The following is a 15,478-nucleotide window of genomic DNA, read 5'->3' as shown; positions in this document are numbered from 1 at the left end:
CTCACTAAAAAGGAAGGAACACGTGCGTGCATTGTTTGGGGCAACTCCATAGCGAAATGTCCGCGCTCCTTACTGCCGAACGTACCATCCGTACTGTTTGGTGTTCGCTAAACAAGGGAACCGCAGTCTGCCCTTATCCAGCGTGAAGCGAACTCCAAAGTGTAAGCAGGCTTTCCTGAGTCTTTTTTGAACGTACATCATCCTTGACAAGAGATTTAACCTTTAGCTTTTCGGAAAAGTGGCTCTGAATTACGTCAATGGCTAGTTCAATACCAGTATTTATCCGCGTGAGCCACTCGTTGCTTTCTAGCGAGCGCGCCAGCTCTTTGTAAAGCTTCTTCTGACTGGCAACTGCGGGATCTCCGATTTGACTAAGTTCAGGCAGAACGTATCGGGAAGCAAGCATAGCGATATGGTATTTGGCTGGTTTAATTCCATTGGTTGGCGTTCGTACCAAAGCACGCTCGACGCGATAAAGCATCAACGCGGAAAAATAGAATAGGACTTCTGAATTGTCTCCCCAAACACCTGAATCGGGTGAGTTCGCTTTATTTGGTTGACCGATTGCCGTTGACGAGTTTCCGTAAATACACGCTAGAAAAGCTCGACTTAGCTCTCTGGTGTCAAAAGTTCGCAGCCCAGGCACCGCCTCATTCTGCGAAACGCCGCTTTGTCTCTTGTAGCGTAGCTTTATCCGCCCTTGGTCCCCGGCATCCTCAGGCATTTGCGCAAAGTATTCCTCCACCCGCATTGCGAGAGCCGGATCGACGGGGATATCTTGTTTAGATATCAAGGTTTGCGAATTTGTGGCCACGGTAATGTCGCGCACGGATTCTTTATCCGCAGTTTGAATAATCTTTATTGGAACAAGTACTTCGTCGGCGAGTGTGTCCGGATCCTCTTTCGGGTCACTGCCGAGTGCCCGTAGCCAGCGGGCGATTTCATTGGTCGTCTGGCAACCATTAACAATTTGATACCCTTTCATATGGTACTGGTCGAATGCGGCATTTAGTTCTCGCGTAATGATGGTCAAGCCATTGTTTAAAAACGGAAAACGACTTCTATCGGAGCTTTTTAGCGTACGTGAAATTGCTTGATTAACTTCGTTATCTTCGCCTTGGTACAAACGCACGTTTTCATCAAATAGGCGTTCTCGTACTTCACTATTATCGTCGAGGATAATTTTCCTTAATTCTGCGACGCTTATTACACCGATTAACGCACGATCGATCTTTCCGGTTGCGGAAATATTACAGGCATCAAGTAGTTTGAACTTGGCTTCAAGCGTTCCACGTAGTTCTTCCACGCGCTCATCAAGCGCCTTCTGTCCCACAAAACGGAGGTTCTGAAAATCGTATACATTCAGCTCTTTTAGCCGCTTTAGTTCATCGTCAACTTGTGTTCCGTAAGAAGGCGGGACGCCTTGAGCGTTACCGTCTCCGAAGACCCTGTCCGAGAGGGTGACATAAAAGATATCGCAAGGGATGGTAGTGACGGAAAATTTGGAAATGTTGTCTACGATTGTTGCAAGAGCTTCAGCTTTCTCGCGTAAGGCTGGCTCCAGCAAAGAGTACTCGCACGCACCTGCGGCTCGGGTCATCCGGCTGACTCCATTGAGGAATCTGGCGATTAGTTTTGTGTCGTACTTTTCCGATGTTTTCGCTTGTAGAAATCCGATTCGCACTGTATTTTCATCGTCTTCACGGATTAATTCCTCTACATCTGATGCATCGTTCGCAAATTGGCCGTTAATAAGTATACCAATGGCGTCAATCCCGCCGTCGTCGTCCCTGATGAGGGTTTGTTCTGTTAGGCGAATGTCGTTATTGACATATCGAGACAGAAAGTGGTGCGCAGCGTAATATTCGAATTCCACTGACTCGCTTTTTGCGTCAACATCATACTTCCTGCAAAAATCTGAGAGTCGGGATTTGGTGAGAACTTGCATTGGGTAACCTCCGCGGTATTGGGGGGAAATTTTCCGCCTCCGTAATCTACAGGAACAGTTTACTTTTGCTTTTGCTTCACTGTGGAATACAGCTATTGCGAACCTTAGGGACGAGAAAGTCGTGGACCGGGCAAGTGGAACTTTGTGTGGGCCAGCATCGTACTGAATGCAACTGCGATTGGCTGAGGTAAGACCAAGTGGTAGTAACGAAGAAAAATTGGGGGTTGGGGAACCAGGAGTGCGTCGGCTTCCTTACCTGTTGGTCGTAAAATAAATGCTGGCGTGTTGCCGCTTCATTTATGCTCTGACATACCGGGACCCGACCCCGCTCGGTCGGCGTTCAGCTTGATGCGTGTAGGGACCTGACCCCTGTAGGAGGACGTACGTAATTGGGCCCGCAAGGGAACTAGGCATCGTGTATAATAAACGGAAACTGCTCAAAGGATTGTGATGAATTCAAGCTCTGATCTCGATTTTTTGCTTCCGGAACTCCGCTTTCACGTGGCGCAGTATTTTGAACGGAATGATTATTATCAGGCCGTAACTGAAGCGTTCAAATTGGTTCGACTCAGACTCGAAGAGTTAACAGGTAATGAGAGGGCTAGCCAAGTCTTCAGGGACAATGCGCGTAGCCCGGAGTTTTGGGACGAAATTTACGGCTGTAGCCCGAAGGGCCAGCGTGAAGAAGACTACCGTCGGGCTGTTGGGTACCTCCATCTCGCGATCCAATATTTCAGGAATGAGTTGGTCCACCAGGTTGCGGATGAGCGTTTCGACCGTAGTATCGCGCTCTCCTATGTGGCAACGGCTAACCTCGCTCTACACTGTATTGGCCCTGCTCTTTCAGAAGAATGGGTTAACCTGTTTTATGCGGAACTCAAAGCTGTTCATGGAGCCTACAGGTCTCGAAGCTGGTTCTACGCCGATTTAGCCAGTGGTGGGTGGATGTCCAAGCTAAGTGAAGACTTTCAAGCCGATGCCCTGGCGCCATCGCAACTGCGAAGGCTGAAAGAGGACGTACTCGGCGATCTAGAACTGCAGCAGTCCTATGATAGAAGCAACATCGAGTTCATGAAGTTGGAGTTTGTAGCCGGACAGCTAAGCGATGAGGACATGGACGTCATCATTGCTGCGGCAGAATCAAATCCGAATAACGATCAGTCTGTGGGGTTCGAGGAATTCCTTCGGTACTGTAAACAAAAGTATCCGACGCTAGCCAGTGATGAAGTGGATAGGGCGCTCTCCCGCCGTACGGCGGCTGAGTGATAAGCTAATGCACTGATTCAGCAAGTGCAGGAATCTCCAAATGACTCACCTGCCGTGTCAGCAACGGCAGGTGGGGTCGGCGAAGCGATGGTAGTCGGACCGCTTAGTGGTATGGGTGAAGAATTTCGTAACCTGGAAAGCGCCGAAAAGTTGGCGCGCCGGATTACACAAACCCCTGCTTGCGAATGACCGAGCTGCGTTTGCGGAACGCAGCGGTGAGCGCAGGGACATGATGGTCGTGGAAATCAAAGACCGTGGCTGCGCTTTCTGCACCGCGGGTGACGCGGCCGATCTGCTGGATGACGTTTCCTTTGAATGCAACAGGAGCTGCGAGGACGAGCGCGTCGAGAGCTGGGAGGTCCACCCCTTCGCCTGCGATCTGTGTCATGGCGATGAGGATGAACTGGGGCGTGCTGTCGAGGGCCGCTCGGGTGGCTTTGCGGTCCTTGGAAGACTGTGCGCCGTGGAGCGTGAAGATCGGCGCGGGGAGGTCGGAGTGATTACGCGTAAGAAGCGTTTTGAGGGTGCTGATGTGCTCGCGGCGCTTGACCAGCACAAGGACGTTGCTTCCATCGGCGGTGGCGCGGGCGATGGTCTCGGCGATGAGCGCGTTGCGGGCACTATCGGCGGCGAGGGCATTGTCGAGATCTGGCCAGTAGAGGTGGGGCTCGTCGTAGGTGAACTCCGTGGTCTGTACAACGTAATGCTTGGGACCAGCATGCTCGAGTTCCATCGTGTGGCGGATAGGCCCGCAAATGAGAGGTAGGAGAGCGTCGAGGCCGTCGGAGCGGTACGGGGTCGCGGTAAGACCGTTGATGAAGCGGACGTTGAGGTCTGCAAGGACGCGAGTGAGGCCGGCGGCACCGACGCGATGGCATTCGTCGATGATGATGTAGCCGTAGTCGGCGAGGAAATCGGTGCGCGAGTCGGTCCGGCTAATAGACTGGGCAGTGACAATGTCGATGTCCCCGCTGAGTTTCTTGGAGTTGCCGCCATATTGGCCGATGGTGGGGGCGTCGAGAAACTTGGTGAGCGCTTCGCGCCACTGCGTGGCGAGCTCTACGTTAGGAACGATGATTGCGGTTGGTACTTGGCGGTATGCGATCAGCACGCAGGCCATCACAGTTTTGCCAGCACCCGGTGGTGCGACGAGTATCCCCGTGGGGTGTTTTCGCATCGCTGCGACGGCTTTGCGCTGCCTGGGGTGCAGCTCGCCGGTGAAGTCGGTTTGCATTGTGCGTGGCTTTGGCGTTTTGCCGCGGCGTGTCACGGTGTAACCGGCAGTTTTGAGGATTGTGATGGCTTGATCGAGCGTGCCGCGATCCAGGGTGAGGGTGTTGTCGTGCTCGTCGAAGCGGATAATGAGGCGGGGTGTTTGGAAGGTCGATAGGCGCTGGGCCTGGCGGATGTAGAACTGCGGGTTGGGGATCGCTCCGAGGTGGCGAAGTGCGGTGGCCGTGGTGCCGTCGACGCCTTCGAGTGAGATGTGCACTCGGGAATCGTGTGTGACAAGTACCTTGCCGGTTCGTTTGAGCCCTTTGAGCTCGGCCTTGGTCGGCGGTTGGGGAAGTTGGGTCTCCGGATCCGGCTGCAGGCGAGCAGCAATCTTTTTGAGCTGGGACTTGGACGCTTTGTTAGTGGAAGCGAGCGTGGCGAATTGATCGTCGGTGGGTTCGAAGGAGGCGTCGACAAAAATGGTGCGGTGCTCGGCACGATGTTGGCCCGCGAGTGGGAGCGCGATGAGATTGCCGAAGCCGCGGCGTTTGTCGGGCAGTGTGTCTTGGGAAGGGAAGAAGCGATCGAAGCTGGTGAAGAAATGCCTCGGGCTGGCCTTGGCGAGCAGTCCGGTGCCTACGGTGCGCGCAAGGGAAGCGGGGACGGGCTCGCTGAAGAAGAGCCACACGTGAGCGCCTGTGCCGGAACGGGAGAGTTCGATGAGGGGGGCGAGGCCATACTCTCGGCATGTGTCGGCGTAGAGACGGGCGGCGTTGCGGAAGTCGGAGTCGTCGAAATCGCAGGCGAGGAGGAAGCAGGTGTCGCCCTTGCATAGCGGGTAGAGCCCAACGTGGAGGTTGTTGTCGCGGCGCAGATGCTGCTCGAGGACCTGCGGAGTGAGTGGCTTCAGGTTTGGATTGTTGCGGTCGTAGCGGCCGTAAGATGCGGGTGACCAGCCCTTCTTCTCGCCGTTGTGCCATGCGGTGGCGTACACGTCCTCGCGACCGCGGAAGTAGTCGGCGAACAGGCGCAGCTTGGTGTCGGGGGAGGAGGCGTTGGAGACTGTGGTGAGGTCTTCGTGTGCTGTTGCTTGTGATGCTTGCGGGGGTTGCGGTGGCGTTGCGGGTTTGGGCGGGGATTGCTTGGTTTCGGGTTCGGGTTCAGTTTCGGTGAGGAATGCTTCGAAATCATCGGTGCCAAGGAGCTTCGCGAGCGCACGCTCCAGGAGCTGCACGCGGGCCTCGAGGTCGTCTGCGTTTGGCATGGTCGGACTCCGGTTTTCGGGGAGGGATCGATGGGGTCAGTGTAGCTGGGGGCGCGGCGAGTAGGGCGCCATTGACCATGAGAGGGTCGGCCCGAGTACCCGCATCTCGCGGTTGATGTCGGTGATAGCTCGCTTAAACTCCCGCTCACCCTCCAAACCAATTCTCAAACCGGAAGAGGAGTCAGCCATGAGAGGGGTTTTCTCCCCTTGGCCTTTGTAGCTTGTAGGCTACACTTGGGTGTGTGTAGATTATTTCCAGTAGCTTGTTTGACGCTTGGTTAGGTGAGCTGAAAGACAAATATGCTCAACGGCGCATTTTATATGCAATAGCCTGATGTGAAGCACACGGAACAATGATTGGAGATATCAAACCCTTCGCGAGAAAGTGAACGAGATGAGATTTCATTTCGGACCCGGCTATCGGGTGTACTACGCCCAACTAGATGCAGTAACGGTTTTCTTGCTGGCCGGAGGAGATAAATCCAGCCAGGTTAAAGATATTCGAACCCCTCAAAAGCTCGCACAACAGGTAGGGAGGAACAGTCGTGAAGGAAGTAACGTTTTCAGCGTTCGACGCAAGCAAATATCTCGATAGCCAAGAGGCAATGAACGATTACCTGGCTATCGCACTCGAAGACGGCGATACGAAAACCGTACAGGTGGTGTTGCGTGACATTGCAAGGGCACACGGCATGAGCCAGCTCGCTAAAGAAACTCAACTCAACCGTGAATCCCTTTACAAGTCACTGTCAAGAGACGGTAACCCGTCCTTTGCGGCTATCACGAAAATCATGAAAGCCCTAGGGTTCAAAATAACTCTCGCTACACAAAATGCCTAGATACCTGCTGGAAACGCATCACCATGGATTGGTGGCTATACATGCACACGCAGGACGCTTCAAATCGACATTCGGTGAGGAATGCTTCGAAATCATCGGTGCCAAGGGGCTTCGCGAGCGCTCGCTCCAGGAGCTGTACGCGGGCCTTGAGGTTATTTGCGTTTGACATGGTCGGCTCCGGTTGTTCAGGGGGATCGATGAGGCCAGCGTAACTGGGGTGGGCGAGTAGGGCGACGGTATGCTGATTTGCGGCGCGGAGGGAGGCGTTCAAGATGCAACTGAAGCTACGTCGCACGAATGATGCTGAGCTTGTGGAGCGGAAGCGCAAACTGATGGCTCGGCTTGGGGAGCAGTTGGGTGAGTCTCGGTTTACTTTGGGTGAGCTGCGTTACTTGGCTACACCGGATCCTTTTCGCTGCAGGAGCGCGCTATTTACGATGAGCTGTGCCGCGTGAAGGTGCTGTTGCAGGAGGGGTAAGGCGCGGCGAAGCAGTAGCTGTTGCCGTGCGCCGTCGGCTGTAATGGTCTTCGGTCACGCACTGAGCTGACGATTCAGGCTCTCGGCATGCTCTCCCACTCGGCTGCTACTGATGAGCGTCACGTCGAGATCATGGCAAAAGTCTTGGAACAGTTCGTAGTTTTTTCGCTGGGCCGTTGTAGCCGGGTCCAGGACGACCGCAGTGACTGAAAGGTGGTCCCTGCAAATCTCGAGTGAGGAGTCGTTGTACTTAAGCTTGCCTCCTTCCTGGCGCAGCTTATCGATCTTCAGCGTCCACGAATCAATGTGCGACCGTGTTTTAGCAGGGTTATCTACTTGGAAATTAAAAGCCTGATTCAGTTCCAAAACAGTGCCGTCTCGCACAACTGCGAGGTTGAGATCGAGCTCGCGCCTGGCAACGGAGACATCGGCATCCGGAACTGTGGCTTTGCCGAGTTCCGGGAACGAGCGATACACAGTGCGGATTTCCCTCTTCAACTGGCGGACTCCAGGTTTGACATCGCTTTGCGCTTGGCCGCCAATCAAAGTGTCAAAAAGCATCTCGGTTGCCTCAGAGATATTGACGGCATTCATGCTTTTGACCTGGTCGACTCGGATGATGTTCCCCCCCAATGGCTACTGATAAAGGTTAAGTAGCCACGAAGTGAATAGCGATCCTCCGGATAGAGCGGTTCGGTTGGAGCAGAAAGCTGCTCTAGCTCGTTCTTAAAGTTTTGCAGTGCATGCTTGATCGTGTCTCGATTATCAGAATGAGTGAGCGCTCGGTGGGCATCCTTGAACCTGAACTGCGATTGTCCCGTGCGTGGATCGAACACGATTACTCCCACGCCGATGGTGGTGATCCCCATCGGTTGGGGGACTGCCCGAACGGTCCAGTAGTCGAATCGCATGTCAGATTCCTTCGTGAGTATCTGCGGCTGATTGCCTAGGAATGGCTGTAGACCGGAGGGGTCGACCCACTATTCGCACGCGATGCCGTCGCCGTCGCGATCGAGCTTCCTGCTGTACCCCGGCTGTCCCTCATAGATCGGCGCGGCCCCGGCCGCGCGTGCTTCGGAGCAGTTGGCGTAGTAAACCCGGGCAGGCGCAGCTGGCACTGGTTGCTCGATTAAGGGCTCGGGTGCAGGAGCTTGCGCGGGTTCTTCGATTGGGATGTCGGCGAATTTGGCGATGCTTGCCGTGGTCTCCTCGGTTGTAAGACTGCTCGAAGAAGGGCTGCTGTGAGTGGAGCTGGTCGTTGACGTGAGTGTCGTAGTGGTTGCTGCTGAGGTGGACTCACTCGTGGCAGACGTGGTTGTCGTGGGTGCCACGCTGCTCGAAGTGGGCTCCGTATTTGTGGTGGATTCAGATTCGGGGAGGAGGCTGCCACCGGCAATGAACAACACGAGTGCTGTTAACCAAACCAAAGGCCATCGGCGGTTCACCGGGGTGAATTGGGGTGCGTCGCCCATGCTGTTGAGCACCAACGCATCACGTTCCGGATCGAGGAGCTTGCGCAGCTGTTTGTGATTCATAGCGGCTTCTTGCGACTCTTTGTAGTGCTTTTTGTCTTGGGCTTCGCACCACATCCACCATGCACCGGGCAGAATGAACGCTGAGGCAAACAGGATGCCACCAATGTCGGCTGAAAACATGAGGGCACCGAAGGCCATGGTGATCCATGCCAGGATCGTTTTTGTTTTGGAAGAAGTTTGTTGCGATTGCGGCTGGGTGGCGTAACTCATAGCTGACCTCTCGATTCAAGGCGCGGGCGATACCATCAGGGTAAGCGAAAGGCCCGAGGATGCGGAAACCTCGGGCCATTCGCTTTGCTCCTCCAACTGGGCTCGAACCAGTGACCCTTCGATTAACAGTCGAATGCTCTGCCAACTGAGCTATGGAGGAATGCGCACTTGGTGCGAAAGAGACTCTAGCGTATGTCGAAGAAAGAAGAAAATCGGGCAGTGAGGCGACTGTGGAGCCGGGAGCTTGAGCCAGCGGGTTCTACGCCGTTCGGTGGATTTGGCAAAGTGCTCATGAATTCTTTGATGAATACCTAGAGTTTCATTTTAAGTAAGTGGAGCTATGTAATTACCTTGGGCTAATATGTGAGTTTAGTTGGAAATACTAAGGAGAAGGAGCTTCCATGAAGGCTAAACTCATGGCTGGTGCGCTTGCTGTAGGGCTTGTGGCGCCGTTGACTGTTGTTGCGGGACCGTCTGCTTTTGGTGAGGAAGAAACTGTTTCGGCATCGATGGCTGAGAGGCTGAATCCGCGACTAAACGCGAGCTTCATTGTGCTGGGGACGAATTCGAATAGCACGATCATCCGCGAGGATATGGCAGACGATCGGAGGTATGTGCGCTCCATCAAGCTGAAGAAGTGGGATTCTCCGTACGATGTAAAAGTGACTACCGGGGAATATACCTATTTCGGATTAAAGACTGAAAAGTTATGGGTAGAGCCTGTTGAAGACGCGCGGTACCCGTCTCGCTTTGAGATTGATTTTCAGGCTGAAGTGGCATTCTCCGACGGCTCCAGTGGGCTGTTTCCTGGCAAGTTCTCGGTGTCTGTGGCCTCCAAGCTTGTCTCGTGGTTTCCGCGCCCAAAGCCTAAGGAATCTACGACGAGCACGAAGCCTGCTCCAACCGACACCCCTAAGCCAACGGCAACGGCGGAGCCAAAGCCTACGAACACTAGCACCCCAGCTCCTCAGGGGGATGAGTCTTCGAGCGACTCGGTCGTCGATATCATCATCGGCCTTCTAGTCCTTGTCGGTGTAGGCGTGGGTATCGCTGCACTGGCCGGCGCTATCCCAGGCGTGAAGATCCCACTTCCGCGCTAACTCGATTCTGAGAGGGTCTGCCACTACGGTAGGCCCTTTTCTTTTGTCGTGGATACGAGCGTCATCTCTGGGAACTGGCGTAAAGGTGGGTGAATGGGCGTCGAAAAGTGGGAAGAAGCTGTAGCGTGGGGCCATGGCTACGACATATCGAGTACAAAATCCGGCGACGAATGAGATCGTCGCAACGTATGAGCAGACCACCGACCAAGAGCTGCAGGACACCCTCCAGCGCGCCGACGCTGCGTATAAGACATGGAGTGCCCTCAGCTACGAGGAACGCGCCGCATACCTGCGCAAAGTCGCCCAGCTTTTCGACGAGCGTCGCGACACTCTCGTAAAAATCATCGCCGAAGAGATGGGTAAGGCCATCGACCAAGGCGACGGGGAAGTCGGTGAATGTGTGGAAATCTGTAACTACTACGCAGACCACGGTGCTGAGTTCGGCGCGGATGAGCCGCTGCCGCACGACGGTGGGGACATCGTGATCCGGAAGGTGCCGCTCGGCGTGATCGTCGGCGTGATGCCGTGGAACTTCCCGTACTACCAAGTCGCACGCTTTGCAGCGCCGACGCTGATGGCGGGCAACACTATCATCCTGAAGCACGCGTCCATCTGCCCACGCTCCGCCGAAGCAATCCAGCAGATCTTCGACGACGCCGGCGTGCCCGAAGGCGTGTTCAACTACCGCCGCATTAGCCACAGCCAGATCGAAGACCTGCTCGCGGACCCGCGCGTGCAGGGCGTATCGCTCACTGGTTCCGAGGGAGCAGGCAAGGCCGTTGCGAAGGCAGCTGGCGCCAACCTGAAGAAGGCCCTGCTGGAGCTCGGCGGCACCGACGCATACATCGTTCTGGATACTGACGACATTGACCGCGAAGTGCGCACCGCCATGAAGAAGCGCATGAGCAACGTCGGCCAGGCGTGCACCTCCAACAAGCGCATCATCGTGATGGACGACATCTACGACGAGTTCGTTTCCAAGATGGTGGACGCCGTGTCGGCGCTTCGCCAGGGCGACCCGTTCTCGCCGGAAGACGGTCACTACTACCCGCTATCCTCCCGCGAAGCCGCCGAAACGTTGCGTGACCAAGTCGCCGCAGCCGTCGACGCCGGCACCACCCTGCACTGCGGTGGCGAACTCACCGGGGAAGGTGCTTACTTCACCCCGGCCGTTATCACCGATATCCCGGTCGGCTCCGACTCCTACTACGAAGAGTTCTTTGGCCCCGTCGTGGAGATCTACAAGGTGTCCTCCGACGAGGAAGCCGTGGAGTTGGCCAACAACTCCCGTTACGGACTCGGCGGCGCTGTGTTCTCCACCGACGAGGAGCGCGCCAAGAAGGTTGCGAACCAGGTTGTCACCGGCATGATCCACGTCAACATCCCGCAGGCCCGCGGTGCAGGCCTGCCGTTCGGCGGCGTGAAGAACTCCGGCTTCGGTCGCGAGCTTGGGCCGCTCGGGATGGACGAGTTCGTGAACAAGCAGCGCTACTTCGTGGCGAAGTAGCGCTGGGGGACGGGGTCTCGTGGGAATAGTCGGGATTTTGTGAACAGAAATGCGTCTGCTGCGGGCGGGCCTAGCCTCGCTTCAGCGGGCGCACTTCTACGTTGACGCAGACGAGGCCTGCCACGGACTCGATCTCCACGGTGCGCGGCCCCTCACCGAGGAAGTCCAGGGAGGAGAGCGTCTCCGAGGCGTTCGCGGTGAACAGCTCGATGGAGCCGCGGTCTAAGTAGATGTCCAGGGCATCGCCGGGGACCCACGGCATGGAGCGGTAACCGCTGCCGGCGCCGTTGCCTCGCGCGAGTACTAGGTGGATGCGCTCGGCGAGGGTGTCGAGCACTATGTGGGCTGAGGGGGCGTCGTCACGAATGAGGTGGAGGACTACCTGCTCGCAGGTGTTTGTCTGCAGCGCGACGGGCTGCTCCAGGTCGAGGGTGACGCGCAGCCATGCCTCCTCGAGCGGGGCAAGGGTGGTTGTTTCGCCTGCTTGGAGGGTGGCGTCGTGCGTCTCGGCGGGGTTGAAGAGCTCGGCGATTTCGGGGGCGGGCGCGCAGTGGAGCGTGAGGGCGTCGCTAAGCGAGAGCTCCCTGGGGAGGCTGAGCTGGCCGGACCAGCCGTCCTCGCGTGAGGCGAGCGGGTGAGCGAACTCGCCCATCCAGCCGAACGCCAGGCGCCGGTTGTTGGGGGCGGCGAAGGACTGGGTGGCGTAGAAGTGGTGGCCCCAGTCGAGAAGCCGGAAGTCGGTTTCGGGCACGAACTGCGCGCCGGACTCCCACGACCCCACAACGTAGCCGACGTTGTGGCCGTTGCGCAGGCTGTACCCAGAGCGGATCGGGGTGCGCACCATCGGGCCGTAGATGAGCACCCACTTGCCGTCGAGGAAGAAGAAATCAGGGCACTCGACCATGAAAACGTTCGGGTCTGGGTCGACAAAGAGGGAGCCGGCTTCGGACCAGTTGTAGAGGTCCTCAGAGGTATACAGCAGCACGTGGCCGCGGCCGTCCACCTCTGCGCCGATGGTCATGTACCAGCGGCCGTCGTGGGAGAACACCTTCGGATCGCGCGCGTCCGCGTTGACGGGCGGGACGACGGCGCCGTGCTTCTCAAAGTGGACACCGTCGGTAGAGGTGGCCAGCATCTGGGTCTGGAACTTGCCGTCCTTATCATCGACGCCGTTGACCCAGCGGTTACCCGTATAGAACGCATACAGCGTGCCATCGTGGACGACGGCGGAACCCGACCAGATGCCGTCGGCGTCGTCGGAACCAGGCTCGCCCGGGGCTAGCGCGATAGGCTCCTCGCGCCACTCGAGCAGGTCCGCGGAGGAGGCGTGGCCCCAGTGCATCGGGCCCCACGCCGGGCTGTACGGGTGATGCTGGAAGAAAGCGTGGAACCGGCCGTCGAAAAAGCAGAGGCCATTCGGGTCATTGATCCAGCCGCCAGGGGCTGCGACGTGGAAGGAGGGGTACCAGCGGTCGTTGGTGTGGCGGAGGGGTTGCATGATGAAACCTTTCTAAAATCGTTGCGGGCTAGCGGGTTGGGATTTCTTCGGGGTTGACCACGGCTTCGTCGTCCCGCTTGAGCGCGAAGACCGCAATGAGGCCAGCGACGAAGACCACGCCCGAGATGACGAAGAACGTTGGCTGGTAACCGATCTGATCACGGAGCGAGCCCAGCGGGGTGGACAGGATCACGTTGCCGAGCTGCGACGACAACTGGAATGCCACCAGGTACAAGGTCGCGGAGAGCGCCTTGTTGAAGTGAATAGCGAAGTACTTGAAGATAGCCAGGATGCACAGCGGAACCTCAAACGCGTGCAGCATCTTCGCGATACTGATCAACACCGGGCCGGTAAACGCCGCGCACATGAAGATACGGACGAACATGACGCCGATGCCCATCAGCAGCGTATTGCGCGCGCCCACCTTGCGCATCAACAGCGGGATGAGGCCCATCATGATCGCCTCGAGGAAGACCTGCACCGAGTTCAACGTGCCGTACGCACGCTGGCCGACCTCCGGCGAACTAAATAGGGACGTGTAGAAGTCCGGGAACATCTGCTGGTCAAACACGGTGTAGAACGTCCAGGACAGCAACACGATCACGATGACCTTCCACACATGGCTGTCCTTGAGCAGGCCGAGCATCTCTGAAACCGGCGGGGTCTTCGCCGTGACCTCCTCAATCGAGGCCTCCTGCGCCGTGCCCTTCGGGTGCCAGAACAGCTGCGTGCACAGCAGCAGCGCGCCGAGCGCGGAACCGATCCAGAAGTTCAGCATCGGGTTGATGGTGAAGAAGATACCCGCGAGCAACGCGACAATTGCGTAGGCAAACGAACCCCACATGCGGGCCTGGCCGTACTCGAAGCCAGTGCGGTTTGCCATCCTCTCCACGAACGCCTCCAGCAGCCCGGCGCCAGCCACAAACCCGGCCGAGAGCACTACGCTGCCCAGGATTGCGCCGACGATGAAGTGGTCACGCAGCAACGGGTGGTAAATGAACTGCGTGAACGGCCCGATGAGGGTTGCGCTCGCGCCGATGAAAATGGTCAGCGGGCGCTTCAGATCAAGCTTGTCCTGGAGTACGCCGTACACCAGCATCAGCGCCATCGTGATAGCGCCCTGGATGGCGTACACGGTACCTACCTGCGCGCCGTTGAGCTGCAGACCGCCAGCCTCAGACGTGAGCCAGATCTGGTAGAAGGACCACCAGATTCCCCACGCTGCGAAGAATAGGAAGATTGTGGCGGAACCGAAGCGGTACGCGGGGTTTGAAAACTGCGATCGAAGCATCTCCATCGCCGAATGTCCTTTCTGTGAGGCCCGGGGGTAGCCGGGCGCGACAATGGCTTCGCAGGGATATGTGCAGGTGCGCGTGCTGCGCTTCTTGTTCTTGGTCCTTGCAGCGACCCTGCTTAAACCTTTAAGCACATAGTATGTCGGGGGTATGCAAAAGGTGGGGAAGTTGCTAAAACGATTTAGCGAGCTTGGGAAACGCTCCCACGCTCAACCACTTTCAGGGGGAGCAATATGGGGTTCTCGGCTTCGGGCTGTTCGCCGGACAGAAGGCCAACCAGCATGCGCGCCGCCCGCGCACCCATCTCCTGATACGGCAGCCGGAACGTCGTCAACCCCGGCCGCACCAACGCCGCCAAATCCTCATCATCAAAGGACAACACCGAAATTGTCGACGCCACATCCAACCCCGCGTCCTGCATCGCCTGATACACCCCCAACGCCAAACGATCATTCGCAGCGAGGACCGCGGTGGGGTAGTTTGCTGGATCGTCATCAAGAATTTCCGACATCCGCGCATACCCTGCCGCCGGCTCCCACACCGACGCGTGGCCCTCCGCGTGCAGACGGATCCCGTGGTGGGCCAGGGCGGCGTCGATACCGCGCATGCGCTCGCTGATGCTGAACGAAGGCGTCGCGGCCTCTGGGAACCTGCCGATCAACGCAATCGAACGGTGCCCCCGCGCTACCAAATACTCAATCGCGTCCCTGCCCGCCGCATAGTCGTCGGGCAAAATCGCAGGAAGGTCGCCAGCCTGGCCGTTACAAATCACAAGCGGCAAGTTCGTCTTTGGCAGATCAAGCTCGCGCGAAGCCATCAGCCCGACCACGACGCCATCCACGTTCCGCGACTCCAACGTCCGCAACGCCGGAGCAAACCGATCCGAACGGTGGCCAGTTTCCGCCATCATCACCGCGTGGCCAAGCCGTTCGGCTTCATCCACGATCCCCGTAATCATTGGAGAGGCGAAACGCGTAGTGGTGACCTCGTCGGAGAGAAAACCAATCGTGTGCGTGCGTCCAGTCTTGAGCGCCCGCGCCAAGGTGTTTGGGCGGTAGCCCAGCTCGCGGGCCGCCTCCCGGACCTTCCGCACTGTCTCTTCCGGAATACGCGAACCGGGTTTGCCGTTGAGTGCGAGGCTCACCGTGGCAGTGGAGACGCCGAGGTGCTTCGCGATATCCGCGAGCGTGACACGATGCGAACTTCTGGACATTTGAAGCAGTATAGCGGGGACGGTCTGGTCTTAGTTGGGATGGGCGTGATGGGATGCGGTGGGGTGGAAGGTGTCGTCGAAAGCTGAGTCGGGATTTTGTGAACAGAATT

14 protein-coding genes and 1 tRNA gene are annotated in these 15,478 nt (G+C 57.2%); 5 read left to right on the top strand and 10 right to left on the bottom strand.

Annotated features, from left to right (window positions below):
* Positions 1–133 precede the first annotated feature (133 nt).
* On the bottom strand, positions 134–1,948 hold the full coding sequence (locus tag HMPREF3170_RS04000; RefSeq protein ID WP_070477977.1) for an AIPR family protein: 1,815 nt from the start codon (positions 1,946–1,948) through the stop codon (positions 134–136).
* A gap of 450 nt (positions 1,949–2,398) precedes the next feature.
* Here HMPREF3170_RS04000 and HMPREF3170_RS03995 point away from each other — a divergent pair, with 450 nt between their 5' ends.
* Entirely contained in the window at positions 2,399–3,214 is an 816-nt protein-coding gene (locus HMPREF3170_RS03995) for a TIGR02391 family protein (protein WP_070477976.1), read from the top strand.
* Positions 3,215–3,377: 163 nt separating this feature from the next.
* Here HMPREF3170_RS03995 and HMPREF3170_RS03990 read toward each other — a convergent pair whose 3' ends face one another.
* Together HMPREF3170_RS03990 and HMPREF3170_RS11690 are read right to left on the bottom strand one after the other, a co-directional pair.
* On the bottom strand, positions 3,378–5,693 hold the full coding sequence (locus tag HMPREF3170_RS03990; RefSeq protein WP_070477975.1) for a DEAD/DEAH box helicase: 2,316 nt from the start codon (positions 5,691–5,693) through the stop codon (positions 3,378–3,380).
* 36 nt (positions 5,694–5,729) lie between these two features.
* Positions 5,730–5,882 (bottom strand): hypothetical protein, encoded by a 153-nt coding sequence (locus HMPREF3170_RS11690; protein ID WP_168161610.1) that lies wholly within the window; start codon positions 5,880–5,882, stop codon positions 5,730–5,732.
* Positions 5,883–6,087: 205 nt separating this feature from the next.
* Between HMPREF3170_RS11690 and HMPREF3170_RS11820 the strand changes: the two genes are divergently transcribed.
* Entirely contained in the window at positions 6,088–6,288 is a 201-nt protein-coding gene (locus HMPREF3170_RS11820; RefSeq protein WP_210385494.1) for a type II toxin-antitoxin system RelE/ParE family toxin, read from the top strand.
* The gene (locus tag HMPREF3170_RS03985) at positions 6,239–6,532 is read left to right on the top strand and encodes an addiction module antidote protein (RefSeq protein WP_070477974.1); all 294 of its coding nucleotides are present in this window, start codon (positions 6,239–6,241) and stop codon (positions 6,530–6,532) included. The genes HMPREF3170_RS11820 and HMPREF3170_RS03985 overlap by 50 nt, the downstream gene beginning before the upstream one ends.
* Positions 6,533–7,064: 532 nt before the next feature.
* Here HMPREF3170_RS03985 and HMPREF3170_RS03975 read toward each other — a convergent pair.
* The 4 genes from HMPREF3170_RS03975 to HMPREF3170_RS03960 form a co-directional block, all read right to left on the bottom strand.
* Positions 7,065–7,604, bottom strand: a complete 540-nt coding sequence (locus tag HMPREF3170_RS03975; protein WP_070477972.1) for a hypothetical protein — start codon at positions 7,602–7,604, stop codon at positions 7,065–7,067.
* A complete protein-coding gene (locus tag HMPREF3170_RS03970) occupies positions 7,601–7,921 on the bottom strand; it encodes a DUF3037 domain-containing protein (RefSeq protein ID WP_070477971.1) in 321 nt (106 codons plus the stop codon). The genes HMPREF3170_RS03975 and HMPREF3170_RS03970 overlap by 4 nt, the downstream gene beginning before the upstream one ends.
* 69 nt (positions 7,922–7,990) lie before the next feature.
* Positions 7,991–8,755, bottom strand: coding sequence for an excalibur calcium-binding domain-containing protein (locus tag HMPREF3170_RS11910; protein ID WP_070477970.1), 765 nt, complete (start codon positions 8,753–8,755; stop codon positions 7,991–7,993).
* 87 nt (positions 8,756–8,842) lie between these two features.
* Positions 8,843–8,915: transfer RNA gene (locus tag HMPREF3170_RS03960), tRNA-Asn, on the bottom strand.
* Between the two features lie 241 nt (positions 8,916–9,156).
* Here HMPREF3170_RS03960 and HMPREF3170_RS03955 point away from each other — a divergent pair.
* Together HMPREF3170_RS03955 and HMPREF3170_RS03950 are read left to right on the top strand one after the other, a co-directional pair.
* Complete coding sequence (locus tag HMPREF3170_RS03955; protein ID WP_070477969.1) at positions 9,157–9,855, top strand: hypothetical protein; 699 nt, start codon at positions 9,157–9,159, stop codon at positions 9,853–9,855.
* 133 nt (positions 9,856–9,988) lie between these two features.
* The gene (locus HMPREF3170_RS03950) at positions 9,989–11,362 is read left to right on the top strand and encodes an NAD-dependent succinate-semialdehyde dehydrogenase (RefSeq protein WP_070477968.1); all 1,374 of its coding nucleotides are present in this window, start codon (positions 9,989–9,991) and stop codon (positions 11,360–11,362) included.
* Between the two features lie 70 nt (positions 11,363–11,432).
* On the opposite strand, the gene HMPREF3170_RS03945 is transcribed toward HMPREF3170_RS03950, so the two are convergent.
* From HMPREF3170_RS03945 to HMPREF3170_RS03935, 3 genes are all read right to left on the bottom strand, one after another.
* Entirely contained in the window at positions 11,433–12,860 is a 1,428-nt protein-coding gene (locus HMPREF3170_RS03945) for a glycoside hydrolase family 32 protein (protein ID WP_070477966.1), read from the bottom strand.
* Positions 12,861–12,888: 28 nt separating this feature from the next.
* The gene (locus HMPREF3170_RS03940) at positions 12,889–14,157 is read right to left on the bottom strand and encodes an oligosaccharide MFS transporter (RefSeq protein ID WP_070477965.1); all 1,269 of its coding nucleotides are present in this window, start codon (positions 14,155–14,157) and stop codon (positions 12,889–12,891) included.
* Between the two features lie 179 nt (positions 14,158–14,336).
* Positions 14,337–15,368 (bottom strand): LacI family DNA-binding transcriptional regulator, encoded by a 1,032-nt coding sequence (locus HMPREF3170_RS03935; RefSeq protein ID WP_070477963.1) that lies wholly within the window; start codon positions 15,366–15,368, stop codon positions 14,337–14,339.
* Between the last annotated feature and the right edge of the window lie 110 nt (positions 15,369–15,478).

Source organism: Corynebacterium sp. HMSC08D02 (genome assembly GCF_001807505.1).
GTDB classification, from domain to species: domain Bacteria; phylum Actinomycetota; class Actinomycetes; order Mycobacteriales; family Mycobacteriaceae; genus Corynebacterium; species Corynebacterium pseudogenitalium.
The sequence above is the reverse complement of the archived record's forward strand: the minus strand, read 5'-3'. Positions and strand labels throughout refer to the sequence as shown.

Excerpts from the sequence above, each read along its gene's own strand:
- HMPREF3170_RS03970 (WP_070477971.1), bottom strand. The coding sequence starts at position 7,921 with ATGCGATTCGACTACTGGACCGTTCGGGCAGTCCCCCAACCGATGGGG.
- HMPREF3170_RS03950 (WP_070477968.1), top strand. The coding sequence starts at position 9,989 with ATGGCTACGACATATCGAGTACAAAATCCGGCGACGAATGAGATCGTC.
- HMPREF3170_RS11910 (WP_070477970.1), bottom strand. The coding sequence starts at position 8,755 with ATGAGTTACGCCACCCAGCCGCAATCGCAACAAACTTCTTCCAAAACA.
- HMPREF3170_RS04000 (WP_070477977.1), bottom strand. The coding sequence starts at position 1,948 with ATGCAAGTTCTCACCAAATCCCGACTCTCAGATTTTTGCAGGAAGTAT.
- HMPREF3170_RS03995 (WP_070477976.1), top strand. The coding sequence starts at position 2,399 with ATGAATTCAAGCTCTGATCTCGATTTTTTGCTTCCGGAACTCCGCTTT.
- HMPREF3170_RS11690 (WP_168161610.1), bottom strand. The coding sequence starts at position 5,882 with ATGGCTGACTCCTCTTCCGGTTTGAGAATTGGTTTGGAGGGTGAGCGG.
- HMPREF3170_RS03945 (WP_070477966.1), bottom strand. The coding sequence starts at position 12,860 with ATGCAACCCCTCCGCCACACCAACGACCGCTGGTACCCCTCCTTCCAC.
- HMPREF3170_RS03940 (WP_070477965.1), bottom strand. The coding sequence starts at position 14,157 with ATGGAGATGCTTCGATCGCAGTTTTCAAACCCCGCGTACCGCTTCGGT.
- HMPREF3170_RS03955 (WP_070477969.1), top strand. The coding sequence starts at position 9,157 with ATGAAGGCTAAACTCATGGCTGGTGCGCTTGCTGTAGGGCTTGTGGCG.
- HMPREF3170_RS11820 (WP_210385494.1), top strand. The coding sequence starts at position 6,088 with ATGAGATTTCATTTCGGACCCGGCTATCGGGTGTACTACGCCCAACTA.
- HMPREF3170_RS03990 (WP_070477975.1), bottom strand. The coding sequence starts at position 5,693 with ATGCCAAACGCAGACGACCTCGAGGCCCGCGTGCAGCTCCTGGAGCGT.
- HMPREF3170_RS03975 (WP_070477972.1), bottom strand. The coding sequence starts at position 7,604 with ATGAATGCCGTCAATATCTCTGAGGCAACCGAGATGCTTTTTGACACT.
- HMPREF3170_RS03935 (WP_070477963.1), bottom strand. The coding sequence starts at position 15,368 with ATGTCCAGAAGTTCGCATCGTGTCACGCTCGCGGATATCGCGAAGCAC.